Source organism: Abyssisolibacter fermentans, assembly GCF_001559865.1.
In the GTDB taxonomy this organism is placed as follows: domain Bacteria; phylum Bacillota; class Clostridia; order Tissierellales; family MCWD3; genus Abyssisolibacter; species Abyssisolibacter fermentans.
This window is the reverse complement of the sequence record NZ_LOHE01000076.1, coordinates 1-19,111: the sequence shown is the minus strand read 5'-3', so window position 1 is coordinate 19,111 and position 19,111 is coordinate 1. Positions and strand designations below refer to the sequence as shown.

Here is a 19,111-nt window from a genome sequence, read left to right as displayed (position 1 = left end):
CTTTTTTATAGGGGATGTCTCAAAAAATACATTTGAGACCCCCTTTTTTCAAATGACATCAAAATGCAAATCAATCCAATTGTGCGTTATCTTATAATTTAGCATATAGATATAAAATTATAAGATAAGTTATATATAAGGAGCAAGACATGTTACATACAGAAGAATTAACTAATAAAAAAATTTTATATAAAAAGTATATTATCCTGTTAATTTTGTTTATTTTAATGATAATTAGTTTTTTAATAAGCGTAGCTAAAGGTTCGCTAGATATTAGTGTAACAAAGGTTTTAAAAGCTATTTTTATCGAAACAGATACAATAAATCATCAAATAATTTGGAATATAAGAGTGCCTAGAACATTAGTTGCAGGTTTAGTAGGTATATGTTTATCATTATCTGGCGCAATATTACAAGGTATTATGCGAAATCCATTAGCATCACCAAATATAATAGGAGTTTCTTCAGGAGCTGGATTGGCAGCATTTGTAATTTTCATTCTTTTTCCTGAATATTATTATTTAGTTCCTGTAGGAGCATTCATAGGAGCATTAGCAGCAACTTTGCTAATATATATGTTAGCTTGGAAAAATGGAATTAATCCTATGAGGCTAGTTTTAGCAGGAGTTGCGGTGTCTACTTTATTAAAAGCAGGGATTAATACGTTAATGACTTTTTTTCCAGATAGAGTAGTTGGTGTTATTGGATTTATGGTTGGAGGATTGTCGGCTAGGACGTGGATTCATTTTAATACATTGTGGCCATATGCAATAATTGGAATACTAGGATCATTAATTTTAGCAAAGAAATTAAATGTATTAATGCTAGGAGATGAGGTTGCAACTAGTTTAGGGCTGAATGTAGAAGCGACAAGATTAATATTTATTGTATTAGCATCATTGCTGGCAGCTAGCGCTGTTAGTGTAGTGGGGTTATTAGGATTTGTTGGATTAATAGTACCTCACATATCTAGGTTAATAATAGGTTCGGATTTTAAATATTTATTACCAGCATCTGCAATACTAGGAGCAACAACGCTGATATTATGTGATACCTTAGCAAGATTGTTATTTGATCCAGTTGAAATACCAGTAGGTATAGTAATGGCAGCATTAGGAGCACCATTTTTCTTATATCTTTTAAGAGAAAGGAAGTCAGTTAGCAAATGATATTAGAAGCTAGAAATATTGGTTTTAATTATGATAAAAAAGAAGTACTTAAAGATGTAAATCTATCTATAGATAAAGGAGAAATAGCTGTTATTATAGGACCTAATGGTTGTGGAAAATCTACACTACTAAAAATTCTGATTAGATGTTTAAAACCAAATAGAGGTGAAATATTTTTAGAAGGTAAAGACATAAAGAAAATAAAAAATAATGAAGTAGCGAAAAAGCTAGCAATTCTACCTCAAGCAAAAAATATACCAGCGGACGTAATAGTAGAAACATTAGTTGGATATGGAAGATTCCCACATTTAGGATTTAATAAACGTTTAAAAAAACAAGATTATGAAATAGTAGATTGGGCTATTGAGAAAACGGGACTACAAGATTTAAAAAATAGGGAAGTAGGAACATTATCTGGAGGAGAAAGGCAGCGAGCATGGATTGCAATGGCACTAGCTCAAAAAACAGAGATATTAATATTGGATGAGCCAACTACTTTTTTAGACATATCATACCAGCTTGATATTTTACAATTAATAAAGCAGCTTAACGTAGAATTAGGGTTAACAATAATAATGGTGTTGCATGATTTAAACTTAGCTACTAGATACGCTCATAAAATATATGCTATGAAAGATGGTTCGATATATAAGCAAGGGAAATATGATGAAACTATAGACAATCTTTTATTAAAAGATGTATTTAATATAAAAGCTAGTTTTTTTGATGATGATATAAACAAATGTCCTTTTTTAATTCCTCAACAGATTATAAAAAATAATATTAATTGCTAAAAAAATATCTTTAATAAGTATTTTTCGATAAGATAGTTTTGTGTATAATGCTATAACGGCATTGAGAAGTTTATTTATACAACTCTATTTTTTGAAAAAATAAATTTAATATAAAAAATTATAAAAAACAATGATGGACTCAATATATAGGGTCCTTTTTTGATAAACTTAATTAGATGATAGCTTTTAATATTATCAAAATTTCAAATACAATTAATAAAGATGTGGATATTGTTAATTAATAATATGTAATTTGTAAGTTGTTGTGGACAAAAAAATAATGTGATTATTTAAAATCAACACAAAAGTACGAGAAACTTATTTTTGATGCAATATATTTTTTCATGCTGTCAAAAAAATATATATTTAATATTAAAGTTTTTAATAGTTACGAATAAAAAATAAAAAATGCAACAAATAAAATGACTTTGATAGTTATCTACATGGAATTTATTGTAATAATTCAAGATGTAATATAACAGCAAAATATATGCGCTTTAACTGTGACATATGCAGTATATCGCTATTAGTGGAGTAAAGATTTGTTGGATTACAAGCTTAAGCGAGTAGTTTTTGTTCATAAAGAAATGACTAAAATAAAATAAATCTTGCATAAATAAATTTAAAATGAAAGAATACCAGTCAATAATATGAATATCTTAAAAATAAACTTGCAATATTCTGAAAAAGATTCTTGATTATTCGCATAAAAAATGTTATAATTAAATCAGAAAAAGGTGGAGAGGACGGATAACATGAAGAATCTAAAAGAGAATACTAAAAAAAATTCTGGAGATGTTAATAAAAAAAATAGATACAATTTTAGAAAGTGTGGATCAATAACTTGCATTCATAACATGGGAGAAAAATGCAACTTAGAAATATGTGATATGTACGAAAGAACTTTAATGCAAGAACATTAAGGTTTAATGCAAAATAAATTGAATTGCCCCTTTAAATTAACCTTGATTATTCAATATTATATGAATAATCAAGGTTAATTTATTTTATGCCGATAATCAATAATACTTTTGCATTAAAAAATACATAAATGAAAAACTAAATTTACCTAAAGAAGTTCACTCAAAGGTAAATAATTGTTATAATATAGAATGTATAATCACTAGGGATTGTATGTGAAAAATGTTGATTAAAAGAGGAAAGTTTTTGCGTAATAATTAATAAAGGCTAATTTATTTACAAAAAAACATGAAATAATAGATATATAAACATAAGATAAGGTTTATAGGAGGTAATTTATATGAGATTATTAGAGATGTTTCTTATTTTTTTTAAGATTGGAGGATTTACATTTGGAGGCGGGTTTGCAATGATACCTCTTATTGAAAGAGAGTTGGTTGATAACAAAGGTTGGGCTAATAGAGAGGATATAGTAGATATTTTAGCACTGTGTCAATCAATACCTGGCTCAATAGCAGTGAATTGTGCTACATTTATTGGATATAAAATAGGTGGAATAAAAGGTGCAGTTTCTTCTATTATAGGGGTTACCCTACCTTCATTTTTGATAATAACCCTTATAGCAGAATTTTTCACGAGTTTTTTACATACTAAAATTGTAGAAGCTGCATTTATGGGTATTAGAGCATCCGTAGTAGCACTTATAATAACTGCTGTAATAAAAACTGCTAAGGTTTCAATAATAGATAAAACTACCGCTTTTATAGCTATAATAACGACACTATTGATAGTATTTATAAGTATTAATCCAATATGGCTAATTATATGTGGAGGATTATTTGGTGTAGTTTATTTAAAATATTATAAGAAGATTTAAGTCGATTTGTATAACACGGAATAATAATATCTAGATAGATAAATGTGAAGGACTACCTTTAGGTATGTCGATTTTGGAGGGTTTACATATGGAATTGTTAAATTTATTTTTTACTTTTTTTAAAATAGGTGCATTTAGCTTTGGCGGTGGCTATGCAATGATACCTATAATAAAGGATGAAATAATATCACATGGATGGATGACTTTAGTTGATTTTTTTAATATTATTTCAATTACAGAAATGACCCCTGGTCCGATAGCTATAAATACAGCTACATATGCGGGAAATGTTGTAGGTGGTTTTTTTGGAGGACTAATATCAACAATAGGTGTAATATTACCATCTTTTATAATAGTAATAGCAATAACATTTTCTTATGAAAAATTTAAAGAAAATAAATATTCAAATATGATATTTTATGGAGTTAGAGCAGTTGTAGTGGGAATGATTGCATCTGCAGGGTTATTTATTGCTAAAACTACATTACTTGATACAACTAAATCTGCTATAAGTATAAATATACATGGGATAATAATCTTTATAATATGTTTGTTTTTGCTGATGAAGTATAAATTACATCCAATTTTAATAATATGTTTATCAGCTTTTATGGGAATTATAACATTATATGTATAGATATGATATAAATAATAGGTTTTTTTATTTATTACAATTAATAAGCATAATAAAATAAAAATTGAGTTTAGTGTGGAATTACACTTGATTATTCAATGTTATATAACTAATTAAGGTTATAGATTATTTTATATACCATAAATTCAAAAATATTTCATTGCTTTTTGTCAGTGTATATGTTAGAATCTTAAAAGATGCAAATCTTTAAATCGGTCCTGTGAGGCTGGCAAGATGATGAGCGTAAACAATTTGAGTATAACTTCTTGCCTAACACAGCAAGAAGTTTTTTTGTACCTTTTAAATCAGTCCTGTGAGGCTGAAAAAGGAGAATAATTTCTCCTTCAATAAAATATAAGGAGGTTTTTTTATGTCAGAAAATATATTATCAAGTAAAGAGATTTCAAGTAAAAGAGAGTTTAGTACAAGTCCGTTTTTAAAAGTTATATTAGCTTTACAACATTTGATAGCTATGTTTGGAGCAACTGTTTTAGTACCAATATTAACAGGATTAGATACTTCTGTAGCATTGGTTTCAGCTGGTGTAGGAACATTGATTTTCCATACGGTTACAAAAAGAAAAGTACCCGTTTTTCTAGGTTCATCATTTGCTTTTATAGCAGTAATTAATACAGTGAAGGAATTATACAATGGTGATTTAACATATGCACAAGGTGGGATTTTTGTTGCAGGTTTGATATACGTAATAATATCATTAATAGTTAAAAAAGTTGGAGTAGATAAGATTGTGAAATATCTACCACCACAGGTAGTTGGTCCAATGATTATGGTTATAGGTTTGAATTTAGTACCAACAGCTATAAATATGGCATCAACTAATTATATAATTGCATTTATTACACTTGGCATTGCACTATCAATAACACTTTTTGCTAAAGGTTTTATAAAGCAGTTAGCAATTTTAATAGGAGTATCAATCGGATACATTATTGCATATACAAGTGGAATTGTAGAAACAAATATAATAACAGAAGCAGCGTATTTTAGTGTTCCAAACTTTACATTACCGAAATTTGAAATAGGAGCAATCGCAATTATAGTACCAGTTATACTAGCTGTTTTCATGGAACATATAGGAGATATTACTACTAACGGTCAAGTAGTTGGTAAAAATTTCGTAGAAGATCCTGGTTTAAACAGAACTCTATTAGGTGATGGATTAGCTACATTATTTGCAGGTTTAATAGGTGGACCAGCTAATACAACATATGGTGAAAATACAGGAGTTTTAGCTATAACTAAAAATTATGATCCAGCAATACTTAGATTAGCAGCAGTATTAGCAATAATATTAGGTTTCGTAGCCAAAATAGGTGGATTTTTAAAGAGTATACCAACTTGTGTAATGGGCGGAATAAGTATAATGTTGTTTTGTATGATAGCATTAATTGGTGTAAAAACTTTAAAAAATAGTGAGATTAAAATAAATGCTAAAAACATAATAATAATTGCATCTATTCTAATAATAGGAATCGGAACATCACTTATAAAAAGATATACAGGAAATAGTATCGGAATTCCAGTTACAGAAACAGTTAAAATAACAGAATTAAGTTTAGCTGCAATAGTAGGAGTAGTGCTAAATGCAATATTAAATAGAAAAGCAACTAATAAATAAAAAATATATAGCTAATATTAGTATATTTAAAACCTCTCTTAACTCTAAGAGAGGTTTTTTCAATAAGTAGAGAAACCAAATTTATTATTTATAGTGAATGGCTTATTCCTAGGAATGAAGTGAGTAGGTGTTTCGTTGTTAAGATTGAAATTTAATATCTAGAATTTTGTAAAATTAATGAAAATAATGAATATTAAGAAAAATTAAAATTATTATAAGTAATTTTAATTGAAATTATATTATAAATAAAATAAAATGGTTATTACAATACGATTATAAAAAATTTGCAAGGTGGTGGTATTATGGGAAGTTTTAGTATTGTGAAAGGTTTTAAAAAAAGATTTATCACACCTTATTTAGGTTTACCAAGTGACATATATTTCTTATTTATAGCCCGTATAGTAAATAAAATAGGTATGCTTGTTTATCCATTTTTAACACTTTTTTTAACAAAAAAATTGGGACTTTCTACAGAAGAAGCAGGTGAAATGCTGCTGATATCTGCAATGACATTTTTAGTGGGGGCACCTGTAGGAGGGAAATTAACAGATTTATTTGGCAGGAAAAAAATATTATTAATATTTCAATCAGCAGCAGCAATTTGCTTTGTGATATGTGCTTTTTTAGGAATATCAATGACAGTACCATATATTTTAATATTAGCTTCATTGTTAAATTCAATAGCAGGTCCTGCGAGTTCAGCTATGGTTACTGATTTGACAACTCCTGAAAATAGAAAGGCGGCTTTTTCGCTTTTGTATTTAGGTACTAACGTAGGGGCAGCTATTGGTCCTGGTATAGCGGGATTGTTATTTGAAAGTCACATGAAATGGATTTTTATAGGAGATGGAATAACATCTATTTTATCGTTAATACTCGTGTTTCTATTTGTTAGAGAAACTATTCCTACTAAAGAGGAAATAGAAAATTCGGGCGTAAGTGAAAATGAAAACTATGAACATGGAAGTGTATTCAGTGCTTTACTTAAAAAACCAATATTAGTAGCATTTGTATTGATATCATCTTTAACATCCTTTGCATATTCACAACATTCATTTAGTATACCATTACTAATGAAAGAAATTTTTCCAAAAGGAACTGAGTTGTTCGGAATGTTAATGATGATTAATGGCTTGTTTGTATTAGTTGCAACGGCTCCAATTACTTCTTTAACGAATAAATTAAAGCCTGTAGTAAATATGGCAATAGCTGCATTTACATATGTGGTAGGCTTTGGAATGCTTTACTTTATTAATGATATATGGTTATTTGTTGTTTCAACAATTATTTGGACTATAGGAGAGATTCTTGTAGTAACAAATGCAAGTGTTTATATAGCAAATCATTCACCTATAAATCAAAGAGGAAGGTTTAGTTCTATATTTTCAATTATATCAGGTACAGGATATGCTGTGGGACCAATGTTAATGGGTAAGTTCATAATTTCTCATGGTATAAGAAATGTTTGGATTGTTGTTTTTCTTGCATCAATAGCGGCATTTGTTGGATTCGTAAATTTAAATGTTTTTGAAAAGAGAAGCAAAGGAATACTCAATGAAAAAGATGAAATACAATGAAAACACTAACTAACTTAAAATGTACATTTAAGAATAAAATCCTATAACAGCATAAAAAGGAAAGCAATCTGTAATGTTAATTGAATTAACATTTAGATATTTAATAATTTAACCCTGATTATTCATATAACTTTGAATAGTATGCTGTATAATTCTGAATTAGAAGATTTCAGTGAATTCGAAGGCATACCGAATTGGTATGTCGAGAATTTAATGGATATCTTATAACAACGAAAGCAATTACGTAGTAATTGCAACACACCGTTTCAACAAGACGCAAGATTGCACACCTTCTGTTAAATATAATCGATATACGCTACCTATAGAGGCAAGAGACAATTTGTGTCTTGTTATAATCAGAAGGATACAGTAAAATATTTAATTTTCTATGAATAATCTGGGTTTAAGTATCAAAAGGTTATTTAACATACAATGTAGAATTTAAAATATACTAAGAAATGTTCTGATTTATAAGAATTTATTAGTTATTGAGGGGTGTTAAAATTGAGTTTAGATCAAATTAAAGAACAATTTAATGATTTATTAAAAAAGAAGCAAGCATTAAGCTATGCTCAATCTATGATTTATTGGGATGCTGTTACAGGAGCACCTAAGAAAGGAATGGAAGCTAGAGCTAAGCATTTAGGTGTACTATCAGGGGAAACACATAAGCTTTTAACAAGTAAAGAGATGGTAGAATGTATTAAAATACTAGAAGAGAACAAAGATAAATTAGATAATATTACAGTATTATCGCTAAAATTAATCAAAAAAGATTATAATCAAGTTTGTAATATACCAAAAAAAGAATATGAAGAGTATAGTGAACTTACCAGTATAGCTAATGATAAATGGGAAGAAGCTATGGGAAAATCTGATTTTGCTTTATTTCAACCTTATTTAGAGAAAGTTATTGAATATAAAAAGAGATTTGTTGAATATAGAGGTTATGAAGTAAATCCATATAATGTTCTTTTAGATGATCATGAACCAGGTATGACAGTTGAAATATTAGATGAGTTTTTTAAATTATTAAGAGAAAAAATAGTACCACTAGTGAAGAATATAGAAAATAGTCCAAAGAAAATTAGAAGTGATTTTACAATTAGAAAATTTGATTTATCTAAACAAAAAGAATTTAGTGAGTATTTATTGGATATATTAAGTTATGATTTTGATGCTGGTATGTTTAAAGAAAGTGTACATCCTTTTACACTAGGTCTTAATCCATATGACGTTAGAATTACATCACATTTCCATGAGAGATTATTTTTATCAGCGATTTATAGTACAATTCATGAATGTGGACATGCGTTATATGAGCAAGATATTGATAAAGATTTAGTTGGAACAATTGCTGCTACTGGAGTATCAATGGGAATACACGAATCGCAATCTAGAGCTTATGAAAATATTATAGGTAGAAATATTAATTTCTTAAAATTTATATACCCTAAGCTAAAAGAAATGTTCCCTGAGCAATTAGAAGACGTATCATTGCAAGAATTTTACGAAGCAGTTAATGAATCTAAACCATCATTAATAAGAACAGAAGCAGACGAATTAACATACTCGTTACACATTATGGTTAGATATGAAATTGAGAAAATGTTGTTTAATGATGAGATACAAGTAAAAGACTTGCCACAAGTTTGGAATCAAAAAATGCAAGAGTACTTAGGAATAGTGCCTCAAAATGATGCTGAGGGAGTATTACAAGATGTGCATTGGTCAGATGGATTAATAGGCTATTTCCCATCATATGCATTAGGTAATGCATATGCTTCACAGTTTATCGACTCAATGAAAAAAGATATAGATTTAGATGAAATACTTCTAAAAGGTAAATTAGAAGAAATTAAAAATTGGTTAACAGATAAAATTCACAAATACGGGAGTACGAAAATGCCAAATGAAATTTTAAAGAATGTAACAGGTGAAGAATTAAATCCTAAGTATTTTATAGATTACCTAGAAGATAAATACAGCAAGCTATATAATTTAAAATAAATTAGCAAACGCACGTTCCCTTATGATATAATTATAAGGGAATTATTTATATCAGGGAGTTTCAATCTAAGGAGTTTAGTATGAAAAGGAAAATTATACATGTAGATATGGATGCATTTTTTGCTGCTGTTGAACAACATGATAATAATAAGCTTAAAGGAAAGCCAGTAATAGTAGGGGGTATCGGTAAAAGAGGAGTAGTAAGTACTTGTTCTTATGAAGCCAGAAAATATGGAGTACACTCTGCAATGCCAACTTTTATAGCTAAAAAAAAGTGCCCAAACGCAATTTTTGTGCCTGTTAGAATGGCTAGATACAAAGAAATATCAAGTATAGTTTTTAATATACTTTATGAAATAACAGAATTAGTAGAACCATTATCTATAGATGAAGCATATCTAGATGTAACTAAAGTAAACAGTGATTCAATAGATATAGCAAGATATATAAAAAAAGAAGTTAAAAGGAAAACTGGTCTTACGTTATCAGCAGGTATTTCATACAACAAATTCTTAGCAAAATTAGCTTCAGATTGGAACAAACCTAATGGAATAAAGGTAATTAGTAAAGATATGATGCCAGATATACTATTACCGCTATCAATAAAAAAAGTCTATGGACTGGGTAAGAAATCTGTACAAATGTTTAATAAATTTGGTGTTTATACAATAAAAGATTTATATGGATTGCCAAAAGAATATCTTATAGAGGTATTGGGTAAGCATGGAGAAGATATTTTTAATAGAATTAGGGGAATTGATGATAGAGAGATTAATATGTCAAGTGATACTAAATCTATTGGAAGAGAAACAACTCTCAAAGAAGATACAAGAAACAAACAAATATTAAAAGATATTATAAAGGATTTTTCTATCAATATAGGAAAATCTCTAACAAGAAAAAAGCTATTTGCAAAAACTGTAACAGTGAAATATAAAACCATAGACTTCACCATACATACTAAAAGTAAAACACTAGACAATTGTATTCAAAAACAGCAGGAAGTATACAAAGTAGCTTGTGATATTATAGATAATATAAAGTTTAATAAGGATATAAGGCTAATAGGATTATCTGTATCTCATTTAGATAAAGATAGTATAAAGCAGTTATCCATATTCGATTTTATTGATAATTATTAAAAAACATCTATTCATTTATACTAGCTTTTTAGGGGTAAGTGATTCACATATATAGATTTTATTTCATATATAAAAAGGTATTGCCTTGGGTTTAGCAATACCAATGTTATGTTAAGGTATATTTTGTTAATTTGAATTTCTTTTAATGTTAGTTAAAAAAGAAATTCCTATGATTATTAATACAATTGAAACTATCATTTCAAAACTCAACCAACCAATGAATTTTTCCAATAGAAAGAAAACTCCTAAAATTATTAATATAAAACCCATGAGTTTTTTATTTCTATTCGAATTTGCATAGGGTTTCTTATCATCAAATTCATCGTGATCATAATCATTATTGTGATAGTTTTCATCTGGATTAACAGGTATAACTAAAGCGCAGATTAAGTAAGCAATAATTCCAACACTGAAAAGACCTGTGATTACAGCAATTAGTCTAACTAGGGTAACATCTATTTCAAAATAATCAGCAATACCAGCGCACACTCCACAAATCATTTCATTTTTTCTGGATCTATAGAGTTTTTTGTACATAAAACATCAATCCTTTCTTATTGATTATTTAGTATTAAATTTTATGTTAAATATATAATAACACAAGTTATTATATATTTCAATAATAAAATTAATAATATTAAATAATAAATTAAATATATTAATAACTTTAAAAAAACTATAAAAATAATAAAAAACTATATTTGTTATTTTGAAAAATGCAGTTAGTTTAGTTTTCTACTTATAGATTTATTTTTTTATGAATACTCTTGTATTGTATGTTTATATAATTCACATTAGAATTAAATCTGCTTTAAAACTATGTTAAAAACAAATTTTTAATAAAAAAATATAGAAATCATTTTCGTTTTTATAGGCTCATACATATTTTATAATATACCCCATATTCAACTACACAATATTGAATGAGGTGCAAGTAGTTTTGTTTAATTGTGGGTATAAACAAATATTAGAAAGCTTGAGGGGATATGTATGTTTAAGATAGATGATTTTAAGGTCAATAGTGTTAGAAAAGGCATAAGAAAAGAAGATTTAAGCTTTTTAAACCTAAGTGGAAGACAGTGCATGTATTCTCAAGGAATATATGGGCAAGGAATCATAGTTGCAGTTATAGATACTGGCGTAGATAGTAAACATTCAGAGTTGAAAGGTAGAGTTTTGAGGGGTCGTAATTTTACTCAGCTCAGAAGTGGAAATAGAATAAATACAACTGACACTCATGGGCATGGGACACATGTAGCTGGTAGTATTGCTGGGTCCAACGTAGGCATAGCACCTAAAGCTCAAATACTTCCGATCAAAGTATTAGATGGCAATGGCAAAATAGACATAAAAAATATAATAGAAGCCATGAAGTGGATAAAGAGCTATAGAGCTAATGACGGTAAAAAAGTAAGTATAGTTTCTATGTCCATTTCTACAGATGGGATAAACGAAGAAAAAGCTAAATTACAAGAATTACACAAAAGTATAAAAGATTTAGTGAATGCAAATATAGCGGTTATTTGTTCAGCAGGGAATTCTTATAAAGAAGAAATTAGGTATCCGGCAGTTTTTAATGAAGTGATATGTGTAGGTGCAGTAGATGTAGATTTAAAATCAGCTATGTTTAGCACACAAGGAAATCATGTAGATGTATGCCAAGTTGGAGTTAACGTGCTGTCATGTGCACCTAACAATAAATATGCAGAGATGTCTGGTACGAGTATGAGTACACCAATTGTATCAGGTATAGCAGCATTAATTGCTTGTAAGCATCAAGTAGCTCTTGGAGAAACTATACCAGAAGATTATTTGTGGAGGAATCTTAAAATGAATACTAAAGATTTAGGTATACCGGGAGCAGATACAAAATATGGAGTTGGTTTTTGTACACTACAGCCCCTAGAAAAAGAGATAGTTATAGATAGTAAAAAAAATATATTTTTTATAGATGGAGTATCATATAAAGATGTAAAACTATCAGAAGAACTTAAAAATATAGTTAAAGCATTATTTATAAAACAAGGTGCTTTTATAAAGACGGATAAATTGCTTAAAAAGATAAAAATAATATTTTAAATTAAATGGGATATCAAAATAGGTTAGTGAGGAGCTTACTCTTAGGAAAGGTATTGAATTTCACAAGCTTCTAAAATTAATTATGTACAATAAGTACAGAGACCAAGCAACAATATGAGTTTGAGTTATTAATTAAAAGAATTTCAAATCACTAAAGGGGATGTGTCAATAAATATTTTGAAACATCTCCTCTTTATTTAAGCAGAGAACCCAAATCTATGATTTGGTGTGAATCGCTTACTGCTAGGAACGAAGTGAGTAGGAGTTACAGATTGAAAGATCAAAATAAGGGTTAATTAAAAATATCAGTAAGCAAAAGACTATACTAAAAATTATGTAAGGCAAAGATTTAGAAAGCAGAGAACCCAAATCTATGATTTTAAGCAGAGAACAGAAATCTGGGATTTCTGGTGAATCGCTTACTCATATGAATGAGTATGAGGTACAACTCCGCTTACTGCTAGGAACGAAGTGAGTAGGAGTTACAGATTGAAAGATCAAAATAAGGGTTAATTAAAAATATCAGTAAGCAAAAGACTATACTAAAAATTATGTAAGGCAAAGATTTAGAAAGCAGAGAACCCAAATCTATGATTTTAAGCAGAGAACAGAAATCTGGGATTTCTGGTGAATCGCTTACTCATATGAATAAATATGAGGTACAACTCCGCTTACTCCTAGGAACGAAGTGAGAAGGAGTTACAACTGATTATTAATCAAAAGATCTTGTTTAATAATCAGTTAAAACTATATTATTTTGATACCTTTCAAAAATACGAAAATTATAGCTATCGGTGAAACTATTTTTACCAAAAACATAAATAATGATATAGACTTATTACTTAAAGTTCCATTATTATATAGTTGAGTTATAATAATTTTTTTGTCCATATAATAACCTACAAAAATTGATATTAATAATCCTCCAAGTGGTAATAGTATATTTGCAGATAAATAATTCATTAAATCCATAAAATTCATATTGAAAATAGTATATTTTTTTAGTACTCCATTAGACAAGGAGCATATGATTCCAATTATAGATACAAATGAAGCTCCCCAAATTGTAATTTTAGTTCTCGAAAAATTATATTCTTCAGTAAAGTAAGCTACTATAACTTCTAATATTGATATAGAAGATGTCAAAGCTGCAACAGTTAATAGTATAAAGAATAAAGCCCCAAATAAATTACCTAAGGGCATTTGTTGAAATACAAGAGGTAGTGACATAAAAGCAAGACCTGCACCAGTATCAGGTTTTATACCGTAAGCAAATACTGCTGGGAAGATAGCAAGACCTGCAAGTATAGCTATAACTGTATCAGCTATACAAACTTTTAAAGCGGTTGATTTTAAATTTTCACTATCATTAATATATGAACCATAGGTTAGCATTGTTCCCATACCTATACTCAAAGAAAAGAATGCATGACCTAAAGCAATAAAAACACCATTCAATGTTAATTGGTTAAAATTTGGCTCAAATAAGAATTTTAAGCCTTCATTTGCTCTATCTAATGTAAGTGCTCTTATATCTAGTATAATAATTAATATAAGTAGTACTGGCATCAATATTTTAGAGTATTTTTCAATACCATCCTTTATACCAGAAACAACTATATAACCAGTTATAAACATGAATAATAATTGCCATAATATTGGACTCCATGTACTAGATGTGAAACTCGTAAATATATTAGTCATGTCTTGGGCAGTTTTCCCAATAAAAGTATTTGTTGCAGTACTTACAACGTAATTCATACACCATCCAGCTACTACACCATAAAACGATAGTACGGCAATAGCACTCAATAGCCCCATCCAACCAATTATAGACCAAGGAGTTTTAGGAGCAAGTTTTTTAAAAGCACCAATTGCATTTTTTTTAGTGCTTCTACCAATAATAAATTCTGATATCATAATTGGTATACCTATAATAACAATACAAATTAAATAAATTATTAAAAATGCACCACCACCATTTTTTCCAAGTATATAAGGAAATCTCCATATATTACCCAAACCTATTGCAGAACCAGCTGCTGCAGCTAAAACACCTAAACGAGTTCCAAAACTATCTCTTTCTACCATAAAATCCTCCTCTAATTATTATAGGGTATAAAACATAAATCCTCTTATTATAAGTTAACCATTATTAAATAGATTTATAATTTAGCATGAAAAGAAGGTTCTTATTAAGAACCTTCTTTGAAAACAAATACAAGAAAATTGCTCTAAAATTTTTCTGATATAAAGCATTTATATAATATAAGCATATCTAAGATGCTATATAAACTAAATAACCTCAAAGTCATAATTTTTTGAACTTAAATGCCATGGAAAAATGTTATTATATCAAAAAATATATAATAATCATTATATAGGATTATTACAGTTTATGTCAATGAAATTCTCGATAAAAGCAAATAAATAAAATTATTAAATAAATAACTAGAATTATATGGTTTAGTTCTTTTGAATAATGTATTAATATGTTAATATTTATAATAGAAGTATTATAGATTTGGAGGAAAATAATAATGAAAAAAACAATAATTGAGTTCAACAACGGTGATAATATAGAAAACTTTTTTCTAGTAAAACAAGCATCGGTAAGGAGATCAAATAACAATAAAAAATACATGGACTTTACTTTAATGGACAAGTCTGGTGAAATAAATGCAAAACTTTGGGATATTACAGAAAAAGATGAATTGCAATACATAAACAATACTCTAATTAAAGTTAGAGGTAGTGTTTCAATATGGCAGGGTAAATTACAGCTTAAAATAAATAAAATTAGACTATATATTGAAAGTGATAATATTGATATTAAAGATTATGTTCAAACAGCACCAGAAGAATCAATAGATATGTTTAATTGCATTAGTTCATATATAGAAAAGATGAAAAATCAAGATATAAAGAAACTAACAAATAGAATCTTATCAGATAATAAAGATAAATTAATGTTTTATCCCGCTGCAACAAAAAATCATCATTCTATAGCTGGTGGACTTTTATATCATACTAAAACAATGCTATTATTAGGTGAGCAAGTGTGTAATATTTATACTTTCTTAAACAGAGATTTACTTTATGCAGGGGTTATTTTACATGACATGTCAAAAATACAAGAAATAGATGCAACTGATTTGGGAGTAGCATCTGAATATACAACCGAAGGGCAGCTATTAGGACATATAATAATGGGTATTAAAAATATAGACAGAGTAGCTCGTGAAGAAGGTATTGATGCAGAGATTTCTATGCTTTTACAACATATGGTTTTATCGCATCATTATGAACCTGAGTTTGGAAGCCCTAAAAAACCTCAGATACCAGAAGGTGAAATACTACATATGTTAGATATAATAGATGCTAGGATGTATGATATGAATAAAGCTTTAAGCAATACAAAAGAAATGGAGTTTTCAGAAAAGATATGGTCGTTAGATAATAGAAAAATATATAAATATACAGATGGTATTTAACTATTCATATAACTCATCATATGTGCTATAAAATATTAAATTAGATTATTAAATAATGTTTACATTAACTTTTATAAGTATAATGTGAGCATTATTTTTATGTATTAATATTAGTTTTTTCATTGATAAATAACTTAAATGTGTTACTATTTAAATATATTCATTAACCTTGATTATTCAAAGTTATATGAATAATCAAGGTTAAATTTCTATGAATAATTTGGAATTATTATTTTAGTTTTTAGAAGAAAGCTAAAAATAGCAGTTATAGGTTTATAAGTAAACTGGTTTAACACATGAAAATATTTTCATACAACATTTAATAAGTTACAAAAATGCAAAATGGTTGGTGATAAGATGGAGAAAAAAATGAATTTTTTGCAGTGTTATATAAGTTTTTTCAAGATTAGTATGTTTACATTTGGAGGTGGATATGCAATGCTTCCTATGACTGAAAAAGAACTTATTGAAGGTAAAAAATGTTTAACTGAGAAAGAAATGCTTGAAGCATATGCGTTAGCCCAGACAGTTCCAGGAATAATTGGAGCAAACACCTCAGCGATTATTGGTAAAAAAATACATGGCATTAAAGGAGCCATTGCATCAACATTAGGATTCATAACACCATCATTAATAATAATAATGTTAATTTCTGATTTATTGATAAAATATCAAGATAATATAATAATTAATAATGCATTAAAAGGAATAAAATTTGCTGTATTAGCTTTACTAATAAATATTTTTATTAAATTATTAAAACAATCTAAAGAGTATATACAAAATACCTTTGGTATAACACTTGTTTCATTAGCTTTTATTGCAGTACTATTTTTAAAAATTTCTACTATATATATTATAATTATTTCGGCATTTGCAGGTATAGTATATTACTTGAGAAAGGAAAAATAAAATGGAATTTATATTAGTTATTATTGAATTTTTTAAAATAGGATTATTTACTATAGGTGGAGGTTTAGTAGTTTTGCCTCTATTACAAGAAATTGCATTTAAAAATGGGTGGCTTACACCTGACCAATTTGCAAATATGCTTGCTGTTGCACAATCAACGCCAGGAGCTATAGGTATTAATACTGCAACATTTGTTGGCCATTCAATATATGGTGTTGTAGGTGGAATATTTGTTACAATTGCAATAATCTTGCCTGGTAGTACATTAGCTGTTATAGTAGCACATTTCATTAGTATATATAAGAATAATAAATACATTAAATATGCATTAAGTGGGATTAGAATTGTTGTCATTGGAATTGTTTTAGCAGCAATATTTAATATAGCGAAAATTATTATATTTGATGTAAAATCTGTAATTCTTACAATCTGTATATTAATAGGAGTTATAAAATATAAAAAGCATCCAATTATATATATATTTATAGGAGCAGTTGCTGGTGTAATAGTCTATGCATAAAAACAATAGAAAGTGTTTTTTAACACTTAGGAAATTTTTTTGAATTATATTGTGTAGGATTGAGCATAAAAAATAAGTTGCTTAGTGGACAAAATCTACATTAAACTTAGTATATAATTGAAAATTTTATATATTAAAACTATAAAGATTTAAAAAGTTACTTGACAAAATAACTTAATGCTTATATAATAACGATTAAATATTAAAAATTTAAAAGTTATGACGGAGAGAAAAATACAAACCTTTATCTATAGAGAGCTGATGGAATGGTGAAAAATCAGTGTTAAAGAATGTATATAATGATCACTCCTGAGCTGCTATAGTTGAAAGATTGTATCGAGTAAGCTAAGCCGTGTGCTGACGTTAAAATAGCTAGGGTTCAATGAGAAATATAATAAACGACTCATTCGACTTGAAAAGAGAGGTAGTTTTATAACTACAAATAGGGTGGTAACGCGCAGGCAATCTTTCGTCCCTATGTACATATATAAATGTGTATATAGGGATGGAAGATTTTTTTTATTCAAAAAAGCAAAGTGCGTTAGGTAAAATACTTATTTTTGCAAGAAAGCAAAAATAAAACTGTAGAAGTGTAGTATAATATTTAAATGTTTATATAAATATCTAATAATAAGGAGGAAAAATAATGCTAAAATCTATAAGTGCACGGCTTAATAACGGGTTAGATTCTTTAGTACGAGTAACAAATATCTTAAGAAGAAAAGAATTTCAGATAAAAGATATTAGTATGACTTCAGCATTAGATGGTTGTTATTCAGATTTGATAATAACGATTTATGAAGATGATAAGCTTGGAGTAAATCAAGCTATAAATCAAATAAAAAAAATTCATGATGTATATGAAATAAGGGAGGTAAACTAAAATGACAAAAATGTATTATGACAAAGATACCAATTTAGAATTATTAAAAGGAAAAAAAGTTGCAATTATAGGTTATGGAAGCCAAGGACATGCACATGCTTTAAATCTTAGAGATAGTGGAGTAGATGTAGTAGTAGGGCTATATAACGGGAGTAGGTCATGGGAAAAAGCAGAGGCACAAGGCTTAAAGGTATATGAAGTTGCAGAGGCAGTAAAGCAAAGCGATGTAGTAATGATGCTTTTACCTGATACAAAACAAAGTGCAGTATATCAGCAAAGTGTAAAACCAAATTTAAGAGAAGGGGATGCCTTAGCATTTGCACATGGTTTTAATATTCATTTTAATCAAATAGTGCCACCTAAAAATGTTGATGTATTTATGATAGCACCAAAAGGACCAGGACATTTAGTAAGGAGAGTTTATACAGAGGGAAAAGGCGTACCTTCTTTAGTAGCAATA

General features: G+C 28.0%; 17 protein-coding genes and 1 other annotated feature. Of the genes, 15 read left to right on the top strand and 2 right to left on the bottom strand.

Annotated elements, in window-relative coordinates; genetic code table 11:
- Positions 1-149: 149 nt before the first annotated feature.
- From AYC61_RS14760 to AYC61_RS14725, 9 genes are all read left to right on the top strand, one after another.
- Positions 150-1,169 (top strand): FecCD family ABC transporter permease, encoded by a 1,020-nt coding sequence (locus AYC61_RS14760; protein WP_066504031.1) that lies wholly within the window; start codon positions 150-152, stop codon positions 1,167-1,169.
- Positions 1,166-1,963, top strand: a complete 798-nt coding sequence (locus AYC61_RS14755; protein WP_066504025.1) for an ABC transporter ATP-binding protein — start codon at positions 1,166-1,168, stop codon at positions 1,961-1,963. Before AYC61_RS14760 ends, AYC61_RS14755 begins: the two co-directional genes overlap by 4 nt.
- A 755-nt stretch (positions 1,964-2,718) precedes the next feature.
- The gene (locus AYC61_RS21365) at positions 2,719-2,886 is read left to right on the top strand and encodes a hypothetical protein (protein ID WP_156456479.1); all 168 of its coding nucleotides are present in this window, start codon (positions 2,719-2,721) and stop codon (positions 2,884-2,886) included.
- A 338-nt stretch (positions 2,887-3,224) separates the two neighbouring features.
- Complete coding sequence (locus AYC61_RS14750) at positions 3,225-3,761, top strand: chromate transporter (protein ID WP_066504018.1); 537 nt, start codon at positions 3,225-3,227, stop codon at positions 3,759-3,761.
- Positions 3,762-3,849: 88 nt separating this feature from the next.
- On the top strand, positions 3,850-4,398 hold the full coding sequence (locus AYC61_RS14745) for a chromate transporter (protein WP_066504013.1): 549 nt from the start codon (positions 3,850-3,852) through the stop codon (positions 4,396-4,398).
- A gap of 367 nt (positions 4,399-4,765) precedes the next feature.
- Positions 4,766-6,034 (top strand): uracil-xanthine permease family protein, encoded by a 1,269-nt coding sequence (locus AYC61_RS14740; protein ID WP_066504010.1) that lies wholly within the window; start codon positions 4,766-4,768, stop codon positions 6,032-6,034.
- 302 nt (positions 6,035-6,336) lie between these two features.
- Positions 6,337-7,611 (top strand): MDR family MFS transporter, encoded by a 1,275-nt coding sequence (locus AYC61_RS14735; protein ID WP_066504008.1) that lies wholly within the window; start codon positions 6,337-6,339, stop codon positions 7,609-7,611.
- Positions 7,612-8,115: 504 nt separating this feature from the next.
- Positions 8,116-9,621 (top strand): gluzincin family metallopeptidase, encoded by a 1,506-nt coding sequence (locus AYC61_RS14730; protein ID WP_066504007.1) that lies wholly within the window; start codon positions 8,116-8,118, stop codon positions 9,619-9,621.
- 80 nt (positions 9,622-9,701) lie between these two features.
- Complete coding sequence (locus AYC61_RS14725) at positions 9,702-10,763, top strand: DNA polymerase IV (protein WP_066504003.1); 1,062 nt, start codon at positions 9,702-9,704, stop codon at positions 10,761-10,763.
- Between the two features lie 126 nt (positions 10,764-10,889).
- Here the strand turns inward: AYC61_RS14725 and AYC61_RS14720 are convergent, their stop codons facing one another.
- Positions 10,890-11,300, bottom strand: a complete 411-nt coding sequence (locus tag AYC61_RS14720) for a PspC domain-containing protein (protein WP_066503998.1) — start codon at positions 11,298-11,300, stop codon at positions 10,890-10,892.
- Positions 11,301-11,753: 453 nt separating this feature from the next.
- On the opposite strand from AYC61_RS14720, the gene AYC61_RS14715 reads away from it, so the two are divergent.
- Positions 11,754-12,842 (top strand): S8 family peptidase, encoded by a 1,089-nt coding sequence (locus tag AYC61_RS14715; protein WP_066503996.1) that lies wholly within the window; start codon positions 11,754-11,756, stop codon positions 12,840-12,842.
- 747 nt (positions 12,843-13,589) lie between these two features.
- Here the strand turns inward: AYC61_RS14715 and AYC61_RS14710 are convergent.
- The gene (locus AYC61_RS14710; RefSeq protein ID WP_066503993.1) at positions 13,590-14,933 is read right to left on the bottom strand and encodes a sodium-dependent transporter; all 1,344 of its coding nucleotides are present in this window, start codon (positions 14,931-14,933) and stop codon (positions 13,590-13,592) included.
- A gap of 449 nt (positions 14,934-15,382) precedes the next feature.
- On the opposite strand from AYC61_RS14710, the gene AYC61_RS14705 reads away from it, so the two are divergent.
- The 5 genes from AYC61_RS14705 to AYC61_RS14685 all read left to right on the top strand — a co-directional run.
- Positions 15,383-16,336, top strand: coding sequence for a 3'-5' exoribonuclease YhaM family protein (locus tag AYC61_RS14705; RefSeq protein ID WP_066503991.1), 954 nt, complete (start codon positions 15,383-15,385; stop codon positions 16,334-16,336).
- A gap of 369 nt (positions 16,337-16,705) precedes the next feature.
- A complete protein-coding gene (locus AYC61_RS14700; RefSeq protein ID WP_066503989.1) occupies positions 16,706-17,248 on the top strand; it encodes a chromate transporter in 543 nt (180 codons plus the stop codon).
- 1 nt (position 17,249) lies between these two features.
- Positions 17,250-17,768 carry a chromate transporter gene (locus tag AYC61_RS14695; protein WP_066503988.1) on the top strand — a complete coding sequence of 173 codons (519 nt, stop codon included), beginning with the start codon at positions 17,250-17,252 and terminating at the stop codon, positions 17,766-17,768.
- Positions 17,769-17,978: 210 nt separating this feature from the next.
- Positions 17,979-18,248 (top strand) — a binding site (T-box leader).
- Positions 18,249-18,414: 166 nt separating this feature from the next.
- Positions 18,415-18,651 carry an ACT domain-containing protein gene (locus AYC61_RS14690; RefSeq protein ID WP_066503987.1) on the top strand — a complete coding sequence of 79 codons (237 nt, stop codon included), beginning with the start codon at positions 18,415-18,417 and terminating at the stop codon, positions 18,649-18,651.
- 1 nt (position 18,652) lies between these two features.
- On the top strand, positions 18,653-19,111 hold a 459-nt coding region (locus tag AYC61_RS14685), incomplete at its 3' end, for an NAD(P)-dependent oxidoreductase (protein ID WP_162265472.1).

What these genes read in the sequence shown, in the direction of transcription:
- AYC61_RS14755 (WP_066504025.1), top strand. Translation starts at nt 1,166, where the DNA reads ATGATATTAGAAGCTAGAAATATTGGTTTTAATTATGATAAAAAAGAA.
- AYC61_RS14720 (WP_066503998.1), bottom strand. Translation starts at nt 11,300, where the DNA reads ATGTACAAAAAACTCTATAGATCCAGAAAAAATGAAATGATTTGTGGA.
- AYC61_RS14710 (WP_066503993.1), bottom strand. Translation starts at nt 14,933, where the DNA reads ATGGTAGAAAGAGATAGTTTTGGAACTCGTTTAGGTGTTTTAGCTGCA.
- AYC61_RS14740 (WP_066504010.1), top strand. Translation starts at nt 4,766, where the DNA reads ATGTCAGAAAATATATTATCAAGTAAAGAGATTTCAAGTAAAAGAGAG.
- AYC61_RS14705 (WP_066503991.1), top strand. Translation starts at nt 15,383, where the DNA reads ATGAAAAAAACAATAATTGAGTTCAACAACGGTGATAATATAGAAAAC.
- AYC61_RS14750 (WP_066504018.1), top strand. Translation starts at nt 3,225, where the DNA reads ATGAGATTATTAGAGATGTTTCTTATTTTTTTTAAGATTGGAGGATTT.
- AYC61_RS21365 (WP_156456479.1), top strand. Translation starts at nt 2,719, where the DNA reads ATGAAGAATCTAAAAGAGAATACTAAAAAAAATTCTGGAGATGTTAAT.
- AYC61_RS14715 (WP_066503996.1), top strand. Translation starts at nt 11,754, where the DNA reads ATGTTTAAGATAGATGATTTTAAGGTCAATAGTGTTAGAAAAGGCATA.
- AYC61_RS14690 (WP_066503987.1), top strand. Translation starts at nt 18,415, where the DNA reads ATGCTAAAATCTATAAGTGCACGGCTTAATAACGGGTTAGATTCTTTA.
- AYC61_RS14695 (WP_066503988.1), top strand. Translation starts at nt 17,250, where the DNA reads ATGGAATTTATATTAGTTATTATTGAATTTTTTAAAATAGGATTATTT.
- AYC61_RS14700 (WP_066503989.1), top strand. Translation starts at nt 16,706, where the DNA reads ATGAATTTTTTGCAGTGTTATATAAGTTTTTTCAAGATTAGTATGTTT.
- AYC61_RS14735 (WP_066504008.1), top strand. Translation starts at nt 6,337, where the DNA reads ATGGGAAGTTTTAGTATTGTGAAAGGTTTTAAAAAAAGATTTATCACA.
- AYC61_RS14725 (WP_066504003.1), top strand. Translation starts at nt 9,702, where the DNA reads ATGAAAAGGAAAATTATACATGTAGATATGGATGCATTTTTTGCTGCT.
- AYC61_RS14760 (WP_066504031.1), top strand. Translation starts at nt 150, where the DNA reads ATGTTACATACAGAAGAATTAACTAATAAAAAAATTTTATATAAAAAG.
- AYC61_RS14745 (WP_066504013.1), top strand. Translation starts at nt 3,850, where the DNA reads ATGGAATTGTTAAATTTATTTTTTACTTTTTTTAAAATAGGTGCATTT.